Genomic DNA, 17052 nt, shown 5'->3' on the forward strand with positions numbered 1-17052 from the left:
AGGGCGAACAGGCGCTGAAACTGATCGACCCACGTTTCTCGATTATGCGCGGCATCAGCTTCAGCCAAGGGTTCTGACGCAAGCGTCGGCATGGGAGAGACGCATGAAAAAAATGCCCCTCCGATGCGCACACACTAGCCTTGCAGTGTTCGCAGTTTTTCTTCGAAGTAGCGGATTTGCGCCAAGTCATCGGGGTCGACCTGCCTGAGTATCTGAAGAGCCTTTGTATAGGCGGCGCGTGCCTTGGCGGTGTCGCCTTGAGCCTCGTAGACTCGCGCAAGGTTGAAGTGGCGCAAAATTATTTTGGGGTGATGCTCGCCAAACGTTGCCTGGTCACTGTTCAGCGCCATCGTCAGGAAGGCTTCCGCTTTATCGTACTGGCCCAGGCCGCGATAGGCGTCGCCGAGGTTGTTCCAGCGGATGGCGACCGTCGGATGGCGCGGACCATGCAGGGCCATGTCGATATCCAGCGCCTGTTGAAAAAGCGGCAGCGCCGCCTCGTACTTGCCCTGGAGGTTATAGGCATTGCCCAAGTTGTTCAGCGAGACGGCTACCGAAGCGTCGTTGTCGCCGAGCAGTCGCTTTCTCAACGCGATATTTTTGCGCAGGTTTTCGAAGGCCTCTTCATATCGGCCCAGTTTGCTCTGCGCGGTACCGATGTTGTTGTAGCTGTCGGCAATTATCAGGTCATCCGTGCCAAGTACCGCGAGGCGCATTTTCAAGGATGTTTCATAGTAGCCAAGGGCAATCTCGAAATTGCGTAGTCGCTCGTGAAGATAGCCGAGGTTGTTCCAGTAGGTCGCCTGTTGCGCGGTCGAGGCTTGGCCGTTCTGTTTAGCCGCCTCCAGTGCCTGGGTAACCAGGACGATGGCGGTACGGTCATCGCCCAGCACAGAGACTGCCAGCGCCTTGATATTCAACGCCTCGGAGTTGGCAGGGTCGGCTTCAAGCACGCGATCCGCTTCCTCAATCGTCGCCTGATACTGCCCTGCCGCGAAAAGGCTAACTGCTTTGTCGCTCACGGCCCCCAGGGCGGCCTCAGCGCCAAACATCAGAAAGAGCAATGAGAACGGCAATAGCGCTTTCAGCCAACGAATGCGCAGGGAGGTTCTTGGGTTTGAAATGCAGATCTGACTCATGGTTTTTTTCGATCCAACACACTCATTAAATTGAAGTAACGAAGCGGGCTTTGACGCGGAACGGGGGTGGGTTCGTTTACCCGCCCCCTTCCCAGACGCCTGCTATTAAAAGACATCCATCGCTCTACAAAGCCCCGCCTTCTCAACAGCCTCATTTCCAGGTTCCCCCCCTGCATTCAAACGCTGCAACGCGACCAGACACCGGCCACTGTCCAACAGGATCAATTCATAGTCCTGATGCGCCGTTGGGGTGAAACGAAAGGTTTGTTGGCAGCTATAGGAATAGCCGGCGCAAACGTGGCCTTCACTCCACGAGTGGTCACCGTAACAGCTGGCGCGTTGACGTGGCACGAATATCCAAAGCAGCCCGATTAAGTTTCCCAACGTCAGGTCGATACCCTGACTAACCCGCTCCCCCTCGCAGCCAGGAAGCTCACATGAACCTTAGAAACCTTAACGTAGCTCCACGAGCTTCCTTGTTTTTCGCGTCAATCATCGTATTGGTCTTTGTACTCGGCGCAGTCGCCGCAGTGCAGATGGGCAAACTGCGGGATGCAGAAAAAGATATTGAAACCAACTGGCTGCCAAGTATCAGGCAAACAGCATTAATGAACTCCGGCGTGATGCGGCTGAGGCTTGAAACTCAGCGCGCGCTCGCTGACCCTACAACCCTTCAGTCGACCGTTGCCTCCTTTGCAGGCTACCGGAAGGTCTTGGCGGATGCGGTAGCCCAGTATGAACCACTGATCGCGAGCAACGACGAGCGCACCCTGTATCTAGTGGTTAAAGCGTCCGCCGATGCATATGCCAAACAGCTGGACATTCTCGAACCTTTGATGGCGCGCGCTGACATACCTGCAGCGGTAAGCCAGGTGAGTACAGGCATCCGCCCGTTGACGAATCGGTTGGAGGGCGAGATCAAAGCCCTGACTGACTACAACAACAATGGCGCGACAGCCGCTGGGCAATACGCAACCGCCACTTACGCCGAAGGCATCTGGGTAATCAGTGGCCTTATTGCCGGTGTCGTAGTCCTGACTATCGCGCTGGCGACCCTTCTGACCAAGAGCATCACCACTCCGATAGGTACAGCCCTGTCCGTGGCCGAACGCATTGCCGGCAGTGATCTGTCCAAAGAAGTGCAGGTCAGCGGGAAGGATGAAGCCGCACGCCTGTTAAAAGCGCTGGCCCAGATGCAGGAAAACCTGCGCAAAACCATCATGCAGATCAGTGATTCATCCACGCAGCTGGCCTCGGCCGCAGAAGAAATGACGGCGGTCACGGAGGAATCCAGTCGAGGCCTTGTTTCACAAAATGATGAGGTCAACCAGGCGGCCACCGCCGTAACCGAAATGAGCGCGGCGGTTGACGAGGTGGCCCGCAATGCAGAGTCGGCCTCCGAAGAGTCGCGTCGCACCCAGGAATTCACTGAGACCGGCCTGGAGCGCGTCTCTCAAACACTGAAGTCCATTCAAAAACTGAGCGGCAACGTTGAAACCACGAGCGACAAGATTCAGGTGCTGTCAGAGCGCGCTCAAAGCATTAACAAAGTCGTCGAAGTGATCAGGGCCATCGCCGAGCAGACCAACCTGCTGGCGCTGAACGCAGCCATTGAAGCCGCAAGGGCCGGTGAGCAAGGGCGCGGCTTTGCCGTGGTGGCGGACGAGGTCAGGGCGCTGGCGCACCGAACGCAGTCTTCCACGCAAGAGATCGAACAGATGATCTCCGCCATGCAGAGCGACTCAGCCGAAGCGGTGGAAGCCATGAGCAAAAGCAAAGAGCTGGCGACCCAATCCCTCGACGTCGCCCAGGAAGCCAGCACTTCACTGGACCAGATCGCCAAGGCCATTACGCAGATCAACGAGCGCAACACCTTGATAGCCACTGCGTCTGAAGAACAAGCTCATGTAGCGCGTGAAGTCGACCGTAATCTGGTCAGCATTCGAGAGCTGGCCGTGCAGAGTTCCGCGGGCGCCAGTCAAACCGCCAGCGCGTGCGGAGAAATGTCAAAGTTGGCGGTCGACCTTAACAGGATGGTGAGTCGCTTCGTCGTTTGAAACATCAGGCCCCACGCGTTCCGCCAGGGGTGTATTGAAGGCGGCGGCAATACCCGCTGCGCCACCGGCCGGGATCAGGTCTTCAGGGCGGACGATGCGTGCGTTAGGCAGATAGCGGTGAAAGAAATGCAGGCAGCACCGCAAAATCATAGCGGTGCTTGCGCCCCAGGGCTTGAGCCGCCCCATCTACCACCGGCATTTCACGCAATACGGGCAGAAACTGTGCTATCGATGCACTCCCCCAATCCCCGAAGGCTGTCCCGACCATGAGCCTCTCCGCCGATTTCACCCCATGGACCTCCCTGCTCGGCGGTGCCTTGATAGGTTTGTCCGCCGGCCTGTTCATGCTGCTCAACGGGCGCATTGCCGGTATCAGCGGTCTGCTCGGCAGCCTGCTGTCCAGGCGTAGCGATGGTCGGGGGGAGGCGCTGGTGTTCGTCGCGGGGTTGATCGCCTCGCCCCTGATCTGGTTACTCGGCGCGCCGTTGCCGCAGCCCTCGTTCCAGGTCGGTGGCGTGGCGCTGGTACTGGCGGGGGTGTTGGTGGGGATCGGTACGCGCTATGGCGCCGGCTGCACCAGCGGGCACGGGGTCTGCGGGCTTTCACGGTTGTCGGTGCGCTCGCTGGTGGCGGTGGGTTGTTTCATGGGCAGCGGCTTTGCCGGCGTCTACGTGCTACGTCATGTAGTGGGGGCTTGAGCATGCGCAAAATCACGGCTTTGATGGCGGGCTTGATCTTCGGGCTGGGGCTGTACCTCAGCGGGATGACAAACCCGGCCAAGGTGCTGGGTTTTCTCGACCTCGCTGGCGACTGGGACCCTTCGTTGGCCTTGGTCATGCTCGGGGCGCTGATGGTGAGCAGCGTGTTTTTCTTCTTCGCCAGGCGGCGTGACACCGCATTGCTCGGCGCGCCGATGCAGATGCCGACACGGCGCAACATCGACCGCCGGCTGGTGCTGGGCAGCATCGTGTTCGGTATCGGCTGGGCGATTGCCGGGCTCTGTCCCGGACCGGCCGTGGCCTTACTGCTGACGGGGCGATGGCAGGCGGTGCTGTTCAGCGTGGCCATGCTGGCGGGCATGCTGGTGTTCGCGGGCCTCGAATCACGCAAGCAGCGCTGAACATTGCGGCTGGCGTCAGCCCCTCAATCCGCGGCCTGTTGGAAGGCATAGCCGCTCACCGCCAGCAACACACCGGAGATGGCGTAAGTAAAGCTGATCATCACGCGGCGGCCGATCACGTCAAACAAGCGCCCCAGCAAGACTACCGCTGCGGTGTCGCGTTGGAGCACGTGTTGCTGGGTCATGGCCACGTCCGTCATGTGCAAGTCCCTCCCCCGTTATGAGTAAGCGCCTGAAACGGGAGTTCAAATTCAATGGCGTCGGTTATGCGCTGAACGAAGCAAGCCCCGGCGTAGTCGGAACAGCAGGCCACCGGCAAGGAACCCGCTCATGCCCTTACGCTTCGCCACCCTGGCAACCCTTTTCAGCCTGGCTGCCACGGCCAGCGCTGCCCAACCACCGCTGCGCCTGGAAAACCTGCAACGCTGCGGCGACGTGTTGGAAAACCGCCAGCAGGACTGGTGCCTGACCGTTCGCGGCCTGAACGATGCCCCGCCACAGCTGAAACTGGCGGGCAAGGCCCTGCCGGCGGATGCGGTACAACGCGACGGCAACCACGTGCGCCTGCGCCTGGACAGCGCCCGCTATCAGAGCGGCCCGCTGTGGTTGGAAGACGGCCCGCGCGTCAGCAATGCCGCCTGGCTGAGCGTGCGCAACAGCCAGGTGGTAGCGGCCGGCCCCAGCGAAGTGGCGAAGAACATGGACGGCCTGACCACCTATGTGAACCTGGTCAGCGTGCTGATCGAAGAAGACCAGAACGGCCGCCAGGAAGCCGAGCGCCTGGCGCGCAAATATGGAGCGACGGTGGTCGGCAGCATCGCGCCGTTGAATGTCTTCCAGTTGCGCCTGCCGGCCACGGACCTGATGCAACGGGATGCGCTGGTGCTGCGCCTGGGCAGCGAGACCGGCGTGGATGCCGTGGTGATCGAAGAGTCCGCCGCCGAAGAAACCGAGCACGCCGCCACGCGCCGTGAAGCGCCGAAAAAACCGCCCGCCGACTCCGATGAATGGGCCGCCAACCGCTTTCTCGACGCGGTGGCCTACTATCAGCGGCGCATCCCGGGGCAGCACTCGCCGATCCTGCCAAAACCGGTGCGCGTAGGCGTGATCGAGCGCGGCGTGGACTTCGACACGGCGGATTTCGCCGACTACCTGGGTGCCTGCGCGCCCAGTCGAACCTGCGTGTACGCACGCGACACCGACGGTGCAAACGGCCACGGCACCACCGTCGCCGGCATCCTTGCGGCGCGTTGGCACAACGGCGGCAACAGCGGTTTTTTGCGTGGCCTGGACAAGGCCAGCGGTGGTTTCGACGTGATCGTCGAGCGTAATTCCGATGCCGGCATCACGGCCAACATCGCGGCATCGGTCAACCTCGTGGAAGACGGCGTACGCGTGCTCAACTGGAGTTGGGGCATCCATCGCGTCGGCACCCGGGACGTCAACGGCCAGGACGTCGACTCACTGGTGCGCTCGGGCATTGCCATGAGCGGCTACGAAGAATTGCTGGAAGAATTTTTCCTATGGCTGCGCAAGGAACATCCCGACGTGATCGTGGTGAATTCCGCCGGTAACGGCTCGGCGTTCTCCGGCACGGATGACTACCGCCTGCCCTCCTCGTTTATCACCGAGCAACTGTTGGTGGTGGGCGGCCACCAGCGCGGCGAGCAGGCCGGCCTCGCCGTGGATGACCCGGCCTATGCGGTCACGCGCAGTTCCTCGAACGTCGACATGCGCGTCGATATCACCGCCGCCGCCTGCGCCCATGCATCCACGGCCGACGTCGGCGAGGAAGGCGCCGTGCATTGCGGCACCTCCTATGCCACCCCGATGGTCGCGGGCCTGCTGGCGGCCATGCTGTCGATCAACCCGCAACTGCAACCCGAGCAATTGCGCACACTCTTGCGCCGCAGCTCGATGGCGATTGGCGACAACCATGACTTTGAACGCAGCGACGCCCAGGACCTTACCGCGCCGATCCTGCCGTCGGAGCGTAGCTATCAGCTCAATGACAAGGACGTGGGGCGTTCCGCGCGGCTGGACATGCAAAAGGCACTAGACCTGGCCGTACAGAGCAGGACGCGGGTGCGTTGAACCTGAGGGCGACGGTTCTGCGTTATCAGTGGGGCTGAAAACCAGCCCCCCTGCCGAGCGTCAGCGCCGTTGAATCTGCACACTCGCAAAGGTCGGCTCATCGCGCGCCTGTTCCAGCGTGTTCTTCGGCTTTGCCGACGAGCGCGGATGCACCACCGGCCGGCTCGCCTGCGGGGGTTGCAGGCGCATGTCGCAGCGTTCGTCGCTGGGCGCTACGCCGAAGAAATCCCGATAGCACTTGGAAAAATGCGGCGTGGACACGAAGCCGCAGATCACCGCCAGTTCCACAATCGAAATAGGCGTTTGCATCAGTAACTGACGCGCACGCGTGAGGCGCAGCTTGAGGTAATAACGTGACGGCGTGCAGTACAGGTAACGCTGGAACATGCGCTCCAGTTGGCGCCGGGATACCTGCACATAAGCCGCCAGGTCATCAAGATCGAGGGGTTCTTCCAGGTTGGCTTCCATCAAGGCCACCACTTCCTGCAGTTTGGGCTGTTGCGTGCCAAGCAGGTGCTTAAGTGGCACGCGCTGGTGGTCGCGTTCGTTGCGGATGCGCTCGTACACGAACATCTGCGATATCGCCGCCGACAGCTCATGCCCGTGATCGCGGCCAATCAGGTGCAGCATCATGTCCAGCGGCGCGGTGCCGCCGGAGCTGGTGAAGCGGTTGCCGTCGAGGGTGAACACACTGGAGCTGACAGTGACCCGCGCAAAGGCTTCCTGCATCGACGCCATCAGCTCCCAATGCACGCTGCATTGGAAGCCATCGAGCAAGCCTGCCATGGCCAGTGCCCAGCTGCCGGTACACACCGCGCCGAGGCGCTTGCAATGCACGCGGGCCTGGTTGCGCAGCCAGGCGATGTGCTCAGGCTTCACCGCCGTGCGAATACCCACGCCACCGCACACGATCACAGCGTCGAAGCTGTGCGGGTCCTGCGTCGAGGCATCCGGCGTGACCGGCACGCCATCGCTCGCCCACACCGGCTGGCCGTTGAAGCTGAGGGTTTGCCAGCGGTAGAGCTCTTCGCCGGCCAGTTGGTTGGCCATGCGCAGCGGCTCGACCGCCGAGGCCAGTGAAATCAGGGTGAACTGGTCCAGCAGCAAAAAGCCGATGTTCTGGCAAGCAGGCGCGTGAGGCGTCATGACCGGTACCCCCCAACGGCTGATCAGGATTGCCCCAGCGAAACCGGTTCGGCCGTCGGGCCGTGCGGACGCGCCGTGAGCAGGCCGATCAAGGAGATGACCAGCGCCAGGCCAATGGTCGACGACACTTCGGTACGGTGCTCCGGCGTGACCATCATCACCCCCAGCGCCAGGCAGATGAACACGATCACCAGGTAGGTCAGCCAGGGAAACAGCCACATGCGAAAGGTCAACTCGACGTTCTGTCGACGCAGCAACCGGCGCATGCGCAGTTGGGAGATGGCAATCACCAAATACACCAGCAGCGCGATGGCGCCGGAACTGGCCAGCAGAAACTGGAACAACCCGGCCGGCATGAAGTAACTGAGCAATGTCACGCCCGCGCCGATGATGGTGCTGGCAACCACCGCGGCCCTGGGCACGCCTGCCGTCGAGGTGCGTTTGAGCGCTTGCGGTGCGTCGCCACGTTTGCCCAGGGAAAACAACATGCGCGAAGAGATGTAGATCGAGGAGTTCATGCAGCTGGCCACGGCGATCAACACCACGAGGTCAACCATGAATTTGGCATGGGGGATGTTCATCAACTCCAGCGCGCGTTGATAAGAACCTACCGACGCCAGCAGCGGGTCATTCCACGGCACCACCGAAATGACGATGGAAATCGACAACAGGTAAAAAATGCCGATGCGCCAGATCACCGAACGGGTGGCCTTGGCAATGTTCTGCGCCGGGTTACTCGACTCGGCCGCCGCGATAGTCACGGCTTCGGTGCCGATGAAACTGAACATAATGGTGATAAACGCGCCCACCACCGCCGACAGGCCGTTGGGTGCGAAACCGCCGTGTTCCTGCATCAACCGGCTGAGGCCGCTGGCCTCGCGGTCGGGAACCCAGCCCATCAACACGCTGAAACCCAGGCCGATGAACCCCATGATCGCGAGCACCTTGGCCATCGCGAACCAGAACTCGAACTCACCGTACTTGGCCACGCTGAACAGGTTGGTGATGACCAGCAGGATGATCGACAGCAAGGCGAACAGCCACGCGTCCACCTGCGGGAACCACTGGTTGAGCACATGCCCGGCCGCCAGCGCCTCGATCGGGATGACCAGCACCCAGAACCACCAATACAGCCAACCGATGGTGAACCCCGCCCAAGGGCCGATGGCCTGGTCGGCGTAGGTGGAAAACGAGCCCGTGTCCGGCCGCGCCACGGCCATTTCACCGAGCATGCGCATCACCAGCACCACCAGCAGCCCCGAGGCCAGATAGGCCAGCAACACCGCCGGCCCGGCGGCCGCAATGGCATGCCCGGAACCGACAAACAACCCGGCACCGATGATGCCGGCGATGGACAGCATGGTCACGTGGCGCGGCTTGAAGCCTTGCGCCAACTGGCCGTTGGAATCCGTGGAGTTCAGGCTATTCATTGTTCTTGTTGTGCTCTGCGACCGAATTCGCACCACCTTAAGGGGGCTCGGCAAGGCCAAAGTAGCCTGGTTGCGCCATTGTCATGCTCGATGTCGACACGCAGGCAAACCGTGGGCGTCAGCGGCAGTCGACCCAATCACAACGCAGTTCCAAATGTGGGGCTTGCTCCCGATTGCGGTGTGCCAGCCAACTTATCTGTATCTGACACTCTGCCATCGGGAGCAAGCCCCTCCCACAGTGGATCTGCGGGCACTTGCGCCTCAGCGCAACGCCGGGTGCTCGCGCAGATGGTCGACCAGGAAATCGACCAGGCTGCGTACACGCACCGGCGCCTTGAGGCCTTCGCGGTATACCACCTGCACCGGAATCGATGCCGGCTCGCAGGCGGATAACACCCGGCGCAGGCGCCCGCTCTGCAAATAGTCGTACAGCGCATAACTCTCGCACCGCACCAGCCCGGCGCCATGGGCAGCGGCGTTGATGGCTGCCTGCACGGTGGAGCAACTGAGGTGAGGGCGCGCCTTGAGCAGGCAGGTTTCGACGCCGGCCTGGAACGGCCATTGCACCTTGTCCTGATGGGCCTGCACGGCGATCAGTCGGTGCTGCAGCAGGTCGTGTGGAACCTGGGGTTGGCCATGGGCGGCCAGATACGCCGGGCTGGCGCAGATGATCGAGCGCACCTGCCCGACCGGGCGCGCAATCAACGAGGAGTTGGGCAAATGCCCCATCACCACGGCCACATCCACGCCTTCCTCATGCAGGTTGACGAGGCGGTCATGATAATGCGCAAAAAGCCGCACCTGCGGGTACAGGTCCATGTAGCGCGTCAGCATCGGCGCCATGACATAACGACTGAACAACAACGGCAGATGCACCCGCAGGCTGCCTTGTGCCTGCACGTGCAAGCCCTTGGCAAACGCTTCGGCCTGCTCGACGTCATCCAGGATGCGCGAACAGTCAGCCATGAACGCCGCGCCCGCTTCTGTCAGCGCCACACCGCGCGTGCTGCGCACCACCAGCGGTACGCCAAGCCGCGCCTCCAGGCGGGCGATGGCGCGCACCAGTGTCGGGCCGGAGACCTCCAGCAGGCGCGCCGCCGAGGCAAGGCTGGGGCGCTGCGACAAGGCGCGAAACATCAGCATTTCATGGTAGCGGTCCATCACGCGGCGCCGGGGTGTACAGGCTTGAGCCTGAAATCCTGGCGCAGACGCTCGACCAGAAAGTCCACGCAGGTGCGCACCTTGGCCGGCACCCGTGTGGTGTTCTGGTACACCACATGAATCGGCAACGCGGCAGGCTCGAACGCTTCGAGCACCAGGCTCAGCTCGCCATCGGCCACACGTTGCGCCACTTGATAGGACAACACCCGGGTCAGCCCCCAGCCCTCACAGGCGACATGGATCGCCGCCTGGTTGGCACTCACCACCAGGCGTGGGTCCACGCGCACGCTCAAGGGGCCGGCATCACTGCGAAAGTGCCAGTCGCTCAGCAGCGTGCTGGCGCTGGACATCACCACATTGGCGCGGCTCAACTCGTGGGGATGGCTGGGCCGACCGTGACGCGCAAAATACACCGGCGCGCCGCAAACCACCTGGCGCACCTCACCGACCTTGATCGCGTGCTGCTGGCTGTCGTGCAGATGGCCGATGCGGATGGCCACATCGATGCCTTCCTCCGACAGGTTAACCAGCCGGTCGACCAGCAATGCGTTGACCTGTACGGCGGGAAACAGGTCGAGGTAATCAGCCAGCAACGGTGCGATGTAGAGTTCGCCGAACAGCACCGGCGCGGTCACTGTGAGGGCGCCGCGCGGCAAGGAGTAGCCGCCCGAGGCGGATTGCTCCGCCTCGTCCAGCTCGCTCAGGATGCGCCGGCAGTCTTCCAGGTAGCGCTGGCCCGCTTCGGTCAGGTGCAGGCTGCGCGTGGTTCGCGCCAGCAACTGCGTGCCGATGCGCGCCTCCATGGCCGCAATCGCCCGCGTCACGCTCGGCGCGGAAATGTGCAGGCGACGCGCCGCGGCGGCGAAACCCTCTTCTTCCGCGACGCGGACAAACACCTGCATTTCTTGAAAGCGATCCATGGCAAACCCGTTGTGGTGGTGTGAATCACGCCTGTTGCAGGCCTATGGCGGTACGTTGCATGCCGGCAAAACCGGGCAACGCTTCAATGCGGCCCAGCCATGCACGCACCTGCGGGTAGTCGCTCAAGTCGACATTGCCTTCCGGCGCGTGGGACACGTAAGTGTAGGCGGCGATATCGGCGATGGTTCGCGCGCTGCCGGCCAGGAAGGGGCTGTCGCCCAGTTCTTCTTCCATGACCTTGAGCAAGGCGTGGGAGCGCGCGATCGCGTCCTCGGCGTTATACGCTGCACCGAACACCGTGATCAACCGCGCCGTGGCAGGGCCCGCATGGATCTGCCCGGCCGCTACCGACAACCAACGCTGCACCCTGGCCTGCCCCAGCGCGTCGGCGGGCAACCATTGGCCATCGCCGTACTTGACGGCAAGGTAGGTGAGGATGGCATTCGAATCGGCCAACACCGTGCCGTTGTCGTCGATGACCGGCACTTGGCCAAAGCGATTGAGGGCCAGGAATTCGCGGGTCTTGTGCGCGCCGTTGGCCAGGTCCACCGAGATCAGCTCGGTGGGCAAGCCCAGCAGCGACAGCATCAACTCGACCCGGTGGGCGTGGCCGGACAGAGGGTGGCGGTACAGTTTGATCGGGTTGCGGGACATGACGTGCTCCATTTATCAAAGGTAGGGTTCAAGACGCTAGTGCGTCTGTGTGGCCATGTTCGGCCGTCGCGTTCAACAGCGGAATTACCAGGGTGTGCAATCCAGCATTTCACAAAGCGCAATGATCGGCGCCACGCCTGGGGCTTAGATGTCCAGCACCAGCGGCTCGCTGCCCTGAGCCGGCACGGCGCAGCAGATCAGCACTTCGTTGGGCGCCAAAGGCTCGGCGGGGGTGTTGAGGTAATGCACCTGGCCACGGCGCAAGGTGGATTTGCAGGTGCCGCACGAACCGCCGCGACAACTGAAGGGCGGCGTGAGGCCACGCGCTTCGGCCAGCTCCAGCAAGGTGCCGGCGCCGGGTTCCCAGCGCGCCTCTTTAGCGGAGGTGGCAAACAGCACTTTCACCGCTTCGCTGGAGACCGGCGTTTGTGGCGCCGCGGCCACGCTCACCTCGCTGTCGCGTACCAGCGTGGATGGCCCGAAGGTTTCGGCATGAATGCGCTCGTCCGGGATACGCAGCGCGCGCAGGCCGTCGTACAGCGCCTGGGTGAAGGTGCCGGGGCCGCACAGGTAATAGTCGTAGTCATCCAACGGCAGCACCGACTTGAGCAGCGAAATGTCGATCCTGCCCACCGCGTCGTAGCCCGGCCCCGGCCCAGGCGCCTGGCTGACAACCCGCAACCAATGCAGCTTGTCCCCGGCTCGTGCCAGCAGCGCCTTCAGTTCATCGGTAAACGCCAGCTCCTGCACCGTGCGCGCACTTTGGATCAGCCAGGTCGGGCGCATGCGGTTGATGCGTTTGCCTTCGTATACCACCTCGCGCAGCATCGACAGCAACGGCGTGATCCCCACGCCGGCGCCCAGCAACACCAACGGCCGACGCTCGGCGGGCCGCACCGTGAAGTGCCCCTGGGGCGCCCGCACTTGCAGCCGGTCGCCAACCTGAAGCTGCGCATGCAAATGCGAAGACACCGCGCCGTCGCGCTTGACGCTGATGCGCAGGAAATCATCGGACGGCGCACTGGAGACGCTGTAGGTGCGAATCACCGCCGCCGCGTGGCCCGGCAATGTCACGCGCACCGGCAGATGCTGCCCCGGCGCATAGACCGGCAGCCCCGCACCGTCGTCGGCGTGCAGGTAAAACGAGCGGATGTGTACACTTTCATCAACCACCCGCGCCACCCGCAGCGCCCGCCATTGCGCGCTGAGGGCCTGGGCCTTGAACCGTTCGGCGGCCTGCGACCAATTGCCGGTCATCAGTGAGCTGGGAGACACCCCTTCGGCCTGGTCTTCCCAGCGCAACCCGAGCGCGGCCTTGCGGTAGACGCTGCGTTGCGGGGTAAACCGCCACAGCCGCTCGGCGCCCTGGAACGCGGCGATTTCGGGGTCATCCAACAGCACTTGGGCGCTGCCGCTCATTTGCAACAGGTCACCGCTGGCAAAATCGACAAAAACCAGGCCCGCACGCGGGTTCAGCAGAATATTGCCCAGGGTGTTGAAGAACAGGTTGCCGGAGAAATCCGGCACGGTCAGGCTGCCGTCCGCCTCCACGCGCACGAAGCCGGGCAGCCCGCCGCGATGGGACGCATCGACCTGCATCTGGCCGTCGCGGATCACGTAAGTGGCCACATAGAACGAGTCCGCCGTGGTCACCAGGCGCCGGATCAACGGGTCGTTGGCGGGCAACTCGACCACAGGGCCAGGCTGTTCGTCGACCACGCGGTACTGGCGCAGGTTGATATAACGCGGGCAGTTGCCATAGGCCTGGGTGACTTCGATCTCAACGCCCTGCTTGAGTTGGCGACGCACAATGCCGTTCATGCGGTTGCGGCGTCGGGTATGCAACTCGATGCCCAGCATGCCGATCGCACGCCCCTCGCCCAAGCCCTCCTGGGCCGGGTCCTGGGGTTGCGGCGCCAGCGTAATCCGCAGGGTTTGCGGGGTGGGCGACTGCATGAAGCCCGGCTGCCCGCTGCGCAGGGTCGCCCACACATCGCCCTGGCGGTCCACGCTGCCCAGCACCACAAAGGGCAGTTGCGCATAGAACTCGCGGTGCTGGTCTGGCATCCAGTCGCGTGCCATTTGCCGCTGGCCCACGCCGGCCATCATGTCTACCGCGCCCACGCTGCGTTGCAAGGCCAGTTCGCCCGCGTGCCACGGTGAGGCCGGCGGTGTCGAGATCTCATCCATTGGTGCTCTCCTCGATCGCGCCTTGGGTTAAGCAAGCACAGCGCGCGGTTGGATTTTTGCGCTATCGGCTGCTGGGCGGAACCTGCACGAATGGCAATTGAGTGTTTCAGTGCCTGAAAGGATGCCGTCGAGATGGATATCCCTGTGATACCTATCGTGGTTACGATGGTCGTCGATTCGCAAAGGAGGCACCCCATGGACCTGAAATTCAGTCACGTCGACGTACTGGTCGCCAACCTTGAAGACGCCTGCGCCTACTACGCGCAAACCCTCAAGGCGCGTATTTCCAGGACTTTCATCTGGGACCGGGGCGGCCTGCATGTGCGTTATGCCGTGGCGCTGATGGGCCAGGAGCGCTTCATGCTGGTTCAGCCGATCGCGGGCAACCTGCGGGAATTGTTGGACGCCCATGGCGAAGGCATGATCTATCGTCATTGCTACTCGACGCCGGACATTGAGGTTGCTTACGACGAACTGGTGGCCTCGGGCGTGCAACCCGAAGATGAAAATGGCCAGCCATTGGCGAAGCAAAACCTGCAAACGCCGGCCGGCGGGCGCATTATCTGGCTGCCCAAGCGCTTTGGGCATTTCTCTATCGAGATCCTCGAAGAGAAGGGCCTGGACGCGTTCATCGAGGCGGCGTTCGCCGATTGAGGGCACTCTGCGCCCGCACAGCAGTCTGTTCCTACACCTACCCCTCAGCCGCCGGAGTTTCCATGATCATTGTTCACCACCTCAACAACTCACGTTCGCAGCGCATCCTGTGGCTGCTCGAAGAGCTCGGCCTGCCCTACGAGATCAAGCGCTACCAACGCGACCCGAAGACCAACCTCGCGCCGCCTGAACTCAAGACGATCAATGCGCTGGGCAAGTCGCCGGTGATCGAAGACGCTGGCAAGGTGGTGATCGAGTCCGGCGCCATCGTCGACTACCTGATCCGCCGCCATGGCGCAGGCCGCCTGCAACCGGACCCGGCGGGCGCGCGCTACGATCAGTACGTGCAGTGGCTGCACTTCGCCGAAGGCTCGGCCATGCTGCCGTTGATGCTCAACCTGTACGTGGGGCGGTTGGGCGATGCCGGTGCGCCGTTGCACCCGCGGATTGAATCGGAAGTGGCCAACTACCTCGGTTATCTCAACGACGCGCTGGCAACGACGCCGTACCTTTTGGGCGATGAGCTGAGCGGCGCGGATATCCAGATGAGCTTTATCGGCGAAATCGCCAAGGCGCAGGGCAAGTTGCAGGCATACCCGCACTTGGCGGCGTGGGTGCAACGGTTTCAGGCACGGCCGGCGTATCGCCAGGCGCTGGAACAGGGTGGCGAGTATGCGTTTGCCAAGTAGATAACAGGCGCTCAATGGTGGCTGCTATCCGAGCATCTGCCATAACGACGCCCCTACCCCGGTAATGCTCTCCCCGGCAATCAATCCCGCCGCCGCGGTAATCGCGAAACGCTCGGTGAGGCTCGGCCAGCGGCAGCTCACCAGCCAGGTCAGTATCGCGCCCAGTGCCATCATCAGCGATACCGAGGCCGGCAACACAAAGGCCAGCCCCAGTGCGGCGGCACTGGGCAGGTAACGGGAGCGATGCGCGGGCAACAGGCTGTCAAGCCCCCCCAACAACACGCCCATCACAGCGCCAATGGCAATCGCCCAACGGATACTCAGCGACAACGAATCCAGCCCATGGGTGAGGGTTTGCGCCACGGCTTTCCAGGTCGCCACTGCCGGGGCCGGCCATTCCTCGGTGAGCAACATGGACTGCGGATCGGGAATCAGCGCCAGGTAGGCGCACACGCCGACGATGCTGCCGATGAAAATCCCCAGGATCTGCGCGATCACCTGCTTGTGCGGCGTGGCGCCAATCGCCTTGCCTACCTTGAAGTCGTTCATCAGGTCGGTGCACTGCCCGGCCGAGCCGCCGGCGGTGTTGGCGCTCATCAGGTTGATCGGCACCTGGCCGGGCGCGACGATGCCGAAACTCAGTTGGGACAATTGCCCGATGGCGCCAATCGGCGGAATGCCGGTGGCTCCCACTACACGGGCGGCCACGGCGGCCAGGCAAATCGCCAAGGGGATGGTCAATAACGCCATCCACAGGTTGATGCCGAACAACAGCGCCTGCAGGCTCACCACGAATGCAATCGACAACACGAAGCCTGCGGCAGGCCCAGGTTTTGGCAGAGTCCAGATGGCGCCACCGCCGGCCTTGATGGAGGAGCGCAACGCCCACAGACGGATCGTCAACGAGGCCAACGTGGAGCACACCATCAGGCTCACGCCCGGCCACAGCAGCCATTCCACCAAAGCGGCGAACTGCGGGCCGCTGCTGTCGGCCGGCAACGTCACCAAACCTTGCGCCAGCAGCCACGGGCCCAGGCCGCCCCAGGCGAGCAACGCGCCAAGCAGCAGCGTGAGACCGACGCGGATGCCGATGATGCCGCCAAACCCCAGCAACAGCAGCGAAGGGTCGGCGGTAAAGGTCAGGCGTTCCAGATGGGCCGTCGGTGACCAACGCGGGAAGGTCCACATAAAGGTGTCTACCCACTTCACCATGCCGGACAACAACGCCGCGCTGAGCAACACCTTAAGGCGTGTCGCAGCTTCGCGGCCGTGGTTATAGATATGCAGCAGGGTTTCCAGGGTGGCCATGCCTTCGGGGAATTTCAGCGCCTTGTCATTGAGGAGCGACGGCCGCAGGTACCAGGCGATCCAAATACCCAGGAAACTTACCGAAAACACCCAGGCAATCATCGGCAGCGCGTCCAGTTGGTTACCGGTCAGCAGGGTGTAGGCCGGGATCGGCGCGACCAACCCGCCGGAGATGATCGAAGCGGCGGCCGAAGCGACCGTCTGGTTGATATTGCTTTCATGCAGCGTCCACGGCAGTTGCCCGGACGAACGCTTGGCCACGCCCTGGAAAATCGCATAACCCACCAACAGAGCAATGATGGACATGTTGAACGACCAGCCGATCTTCAGGCCGGCGTACACGTTGGAAGGGGTGAGCAGGATGCCGAGCAGCGTCCCCATGATGACAGCGCGCAGGCTGAGTTCGCGTTCGACGGGGGGGTGCTGGGCAAAGGCTGGCGAGGCTGAAAGCATGCGGATTCCTTTCGGCGATCAAACGGAGCGACCTGA

Annotated in this window: 15 protein-coding genes and 1 pseudogene; 6 read left to right on the forward strand and 10 right to left on the reverse strand. The window is 62.7% G+C overall.

Annotated elements, in window-relative coordinates; translation table 11 throughout:
* Positions 1-134: 134 nt before the first annotated feature.
* The gene (locus tag KSS96_RS19490) at positions 135-1139 is read right to left on the reverse strand and encodes a tetratricopeptide repeat protein (RefSeq protein ID WP_065877684.1); all 1005 of its coding nucleotides are present in this window, start codon (positions 1137-1139) and stop codon (positions 135-137) included.
* A 437-nt stretch (positions 1140-1576) separates the two neighbouring features.
* Between KSS96_RS19490 and KSS96_RS19495 the strand changes: the two genes are divergently transcribed.
* Positions 1577-3196 carry a methyl-accepting chemotaxis protein gene (locus KSS96_RS19495; protein ID WP_217855223.1) on the forward strand — a complete coding sequence of 540 codons (1620 nt, stop codon included), beginning with the start codon at positions 1577-1579 and terminating at the stop codon, positions 3194-3196.
* 21 nt (positions 3197-3217) lie between these two features.
* Here the strand turns inward: KSS96_RS19495 and KSS96_RS19500 are convergent.
* Positions 3218-3382, reverse strand: a pseudogene (locus tag KSS96_RS19500) (chloride channel protein); the annotation flags it as partial.
* A gap of 80 nt (positions 3383-3462) precedes the next feature.
* Between KSS96_RS19500 and KSS96_RS19505 the strand changes: the two are divergent.
* The gene (locus KSS96_RS19505; protein ID WP_017527798.1) at positions 3463-3894 is read left to right on the forward strand and encodes a YeeE/YedE family protein; all 432 of its coding nucleotides are present in this window, start codon (positions 3463-3465) and stop codon (positions 3892-3894) included.
* A gap of 2 nt (positions 3895-3896) precedes the next feature.
* Positions 3897-4316: a DUF6691 family protein gene (locus KSS96_RS19510; protein WP_017527797.1), complete on the forward strand. Its 420-nt coding sequence runs from the start codon at positions 3897-3899 to the stop codon at positions 4314-4316.
* A 23-nt stretch (positions 4317-4339) separates the two neighbouring features.
* On the opposite strand, the gene KSS96_RS19515 is transcribed toward KSS96_RS19510, so the two are convergent.
* A complete protein-coding gene (locus tag KSS96_RS19515; protein ID WP_017527796.1) occupies positions 4340-4516 on the reverse strand; it encodes a hypothetical protein in 177 nt (58 codons plus the stop codon).
* A 130-nt stretch (positions 4517-4646) separates the two neighbouring features.
* On the opposite strand from KSS96_RS19515, the gene KSS96_RS19520 reads away from it, so the two are divergent.
* Positions 4647-6410 (forward strand): S8/S53 family peptidase, encoded by a 1764-nt coding sequence (locus KSS96_RS19520; protein WP_217855224.1) that lies wholly within the window; start codon positions 4647-4649, stop codon positions 6408-6410.
* A gap of 60 nt (positions 6411-6470) precedes the next feature.
* Here the strand turns inward: KSS96_RS19520 and gbdR are convergent, their stop codons facing one another.
* The 6 genes from gbdR to KSS96_RS19550 form a co-directional block, all read right to left on the reverse strand.
* Positions 6471-7556 carry a choline metabolism transcriptional regulator GbdR gene (gene gbdR / locus KSS96_RS19525; RefSeq protein WP_017527794.1) on the reverse strand — a complete coding sequence of 362 codons (1086 nt, stop codon included), beginning with the start codon at positions 7554-7556 and terminating at the stop codon, positions 6471-6473.
* 23 nt (positions 7557-7579) lie between these two features.
* Positions 7580-8986: a GABA permease gene (gene gabP, locus KSS96_RS19530; protein WP_217855226.1), complete on the reverse strand. Its 1407-nt coding sequence runs from the start codon at positions 8984-8986 to the stop codon at positions 7580-7582.
* Positions 8987-9247: 261 nt separating this feature from the next.
* Positions 9248-10147, reverse strand: coding sequence for a LysR substrate-binding domain-containing protein (locus KSS96_RS19535; protein WP_017527792.1), 900 nt, complete (start codon positions 10145-10147; stop codon positions 9248-9250).
* Positions 10147-11067, reverse strand: coding sequence for a LysR family transcriptional regulator (locus KSS96_RS19540; RefSeq protein ID WP_217855228.1), 921 nt, complete (start codon positions 11065-11067; stop codon positions 10147-10149). The genes KSS96_RS19535 and KSS96_RS19540 overlap by 1 nt, the downstream gene beginning before the upstream one ends.
* A gap of 25 nt (positions 11068-11092) precedes the next feature.
* Positions 11093-11722: a glutathione S-transferase family protein gene (locus KSS96_RS19545; protein ID WP_017527790.1), complete on the reverse strand. Its 630-nt coding sequence runs from the start codon at positions 11720-11722 to the stop codon at positions 11093-11095.
* Positions 11723-11866: 144 nt separating this feature from the next.
* A complete protein-coding gene (locus KSS96_RS19550; protein ID WP_065877695.1) occupies positions 11867-13912 on the reverse strand; it encodes a 2Fe-2S iron-sulfur cluster-binding protein in 2046 nt (681 codons plus the stop codon).
* Between the two features lie 195 nt (positions 13913-14107).
* Between KSS96_RS19550 and KSS96_RS19555 the strand changes: the two genes are divergently transcribed.
* Both KSS96_RS19555 and KSS96_RS19560 read left to right on the forward strand, forming a co-directional pair.
* Positions 14108-14566, forward strand: coding sequence for a VOC family protein (locus tag KSS96_RS19555; RefSeq protein WP_017527788.1), 459 nt, complete (start codon positions 14108-14110; stop codon positions 14564-14566).
* 62 nt (positions 14567-14628) lie between these two features.
* Positions 14629-15255 carry a glutathione S-transferase family protein gene (locus KSS96_RS19560; RefSeq protein ID WP_217855230.1) on the forward strand — a complete coding sequence of 209 codons (627 nt, stop codon included), beginning with the start codon at positions 14629-14631 and terminating at the stop codon, positions 15253-15255.
* 24 nt (positions 15256-15279) lie between these two features.
* Here KSS96_RS19560 and KSS96_RS19565 read toward each other — a convergent pair whose 3' ends face one another.
* On the reverse strand, positions 15280-17016 hold the full coding sequence (locus KSS96_RS19565) for an OPT family oligopeptide transporter (RefSeq protein WP_068935567.1): 1737 nt from the start codon (positions 17014-17016) through the stop codon (positions 15280-15282).
* Positions 17017-17052 lie beyond the last annotated feature (36 nt).

The sequence above is a fragment of the Pseudomonas asgharzadehiana genome, assembly GCF_019139815.1.
In the GTDB taxonomy this organism is placed as follows: Bacteria; Pseudomonadota; Gammaproteobacteria; order Pseudomonadales; family Pseudomonadaceae; genus Aquipseudomonas; species Aquipseudomonas asgharzadehiana.

What these genes read in the sequence shown, in the direction of transcription:
- KSS96_RS19490 (WP_065877684.1), bottom strand. Translation starts at nt 1,139, where the DNA reads ATGAGTCAGATCTGCATTTCAAACCCAAGAACCTCCCTGCGCATTCGT.
- KSS96_RS19495 (WP_217855223.1), top strand. Translation starts at nt 1,577, where the DNA reads ATGAACCTTAGAAACCTTAACGTAGCTCCACGAGCTTCCTTGTTTTTC.
- KSS96_RS19505 (WP_017527798.1), top strand. Translation starts at nt 3,463, where the DNA reads ATGAGCCTCTCCGCCGATTTCACCCCATGGACCTCCCTGCTCGGCGGT.
- KSS96_RS19510 (WP_017527797.1), top strand. Translation starts at nt 3,897, where the DNA reads ATGCGCAAAATCACGGCTTTGATGGCGGGCTTGATCTTCGGGCTGGGG.
- KSS96_RS19515 (WP_017527796.1), bottom strand. Translation starts at nt 4,516, where the DNA reads ATGACGGACGTGGCCATGACCCAGCAACACGTGCTCCAACGCGACACC.
- KSS96_RS19520 (WP_217855224.1), top strand. Translation starts at nt 4,647, where the DNA reads ATGCCCTTACGCTTCGCCACCCTGGCAACCCTTTTCAGCCTGGCTGCC.
- gbdR (WP_017527794.1), bottom strand. Translation starts at nt 7,556, where the DNA reads ATGACGCCTCACGCGCCTGCTTGCCAGAACATCGGCTTTTTGCTGCTG.
- gabP (WP_217855226.1), bottom strand. Translation starts at nt 8,986, where the DNA reads ATGAATAGCCTGAACTCCACGGATTCCAACGGCCAGTTGGCGCAAGGC.
- KSS96_RS19535 (WP_017527792.1), bottom strand. Translation starts at nt 10,147, where the DNA reads ATGGACCGCTACCATGAAATGCTGATGTTTCGCGCCTTGTCGCAGCGC.
- KSS96_RS19540 (WP_217855228.1), bottom strand. Translation starts at nt 11,067, where the DNA reads ATGGATCGCTTTCAAGAAATGCAGGTGTTTGTCCGCGTCGCGGAAGAA.
- KSS96_RS19545 (WP_017527790.1), bottom strand. Translation starts at nt 11,722, where the DNA reads ATGTCCCGCAACCCGATCAAACTGTACCGCCACCCTCTGTCCGGCCAC.
- KSS96_RS19550 (WP_065877695.1), bottom strand. Translation starts at nt 13,912, where the DNA reads ATGGATGAGATCTCGACACCGCCGGCCTCACCGTGGCACGCGGGCGAA.
- KSS96_RS19555 (WP_017527788.1), top strand. Translation starts at nt 14,108, where the DNA reads ATGGACCTGAAATTCAGTCACGTCGACGTACTGGTCGCCAACCTTGAA.
- KSS96_RS19560 (WP_217855230.1), top strand. Translation starts at nt 14,629, where the DNA reads ATGATCATTGTTCACCACCTCAACAACTCACGTTCGCAGCGCATCCTG.
- KSS96_RS19565 (WP_068935567.1), bottom strand. Translation starts at nt 17,016, where the DNA reads ATGCTTTCAGCCTCGCCAGCCTTTGCCCAGCACCCCCCCGTCGAACGC.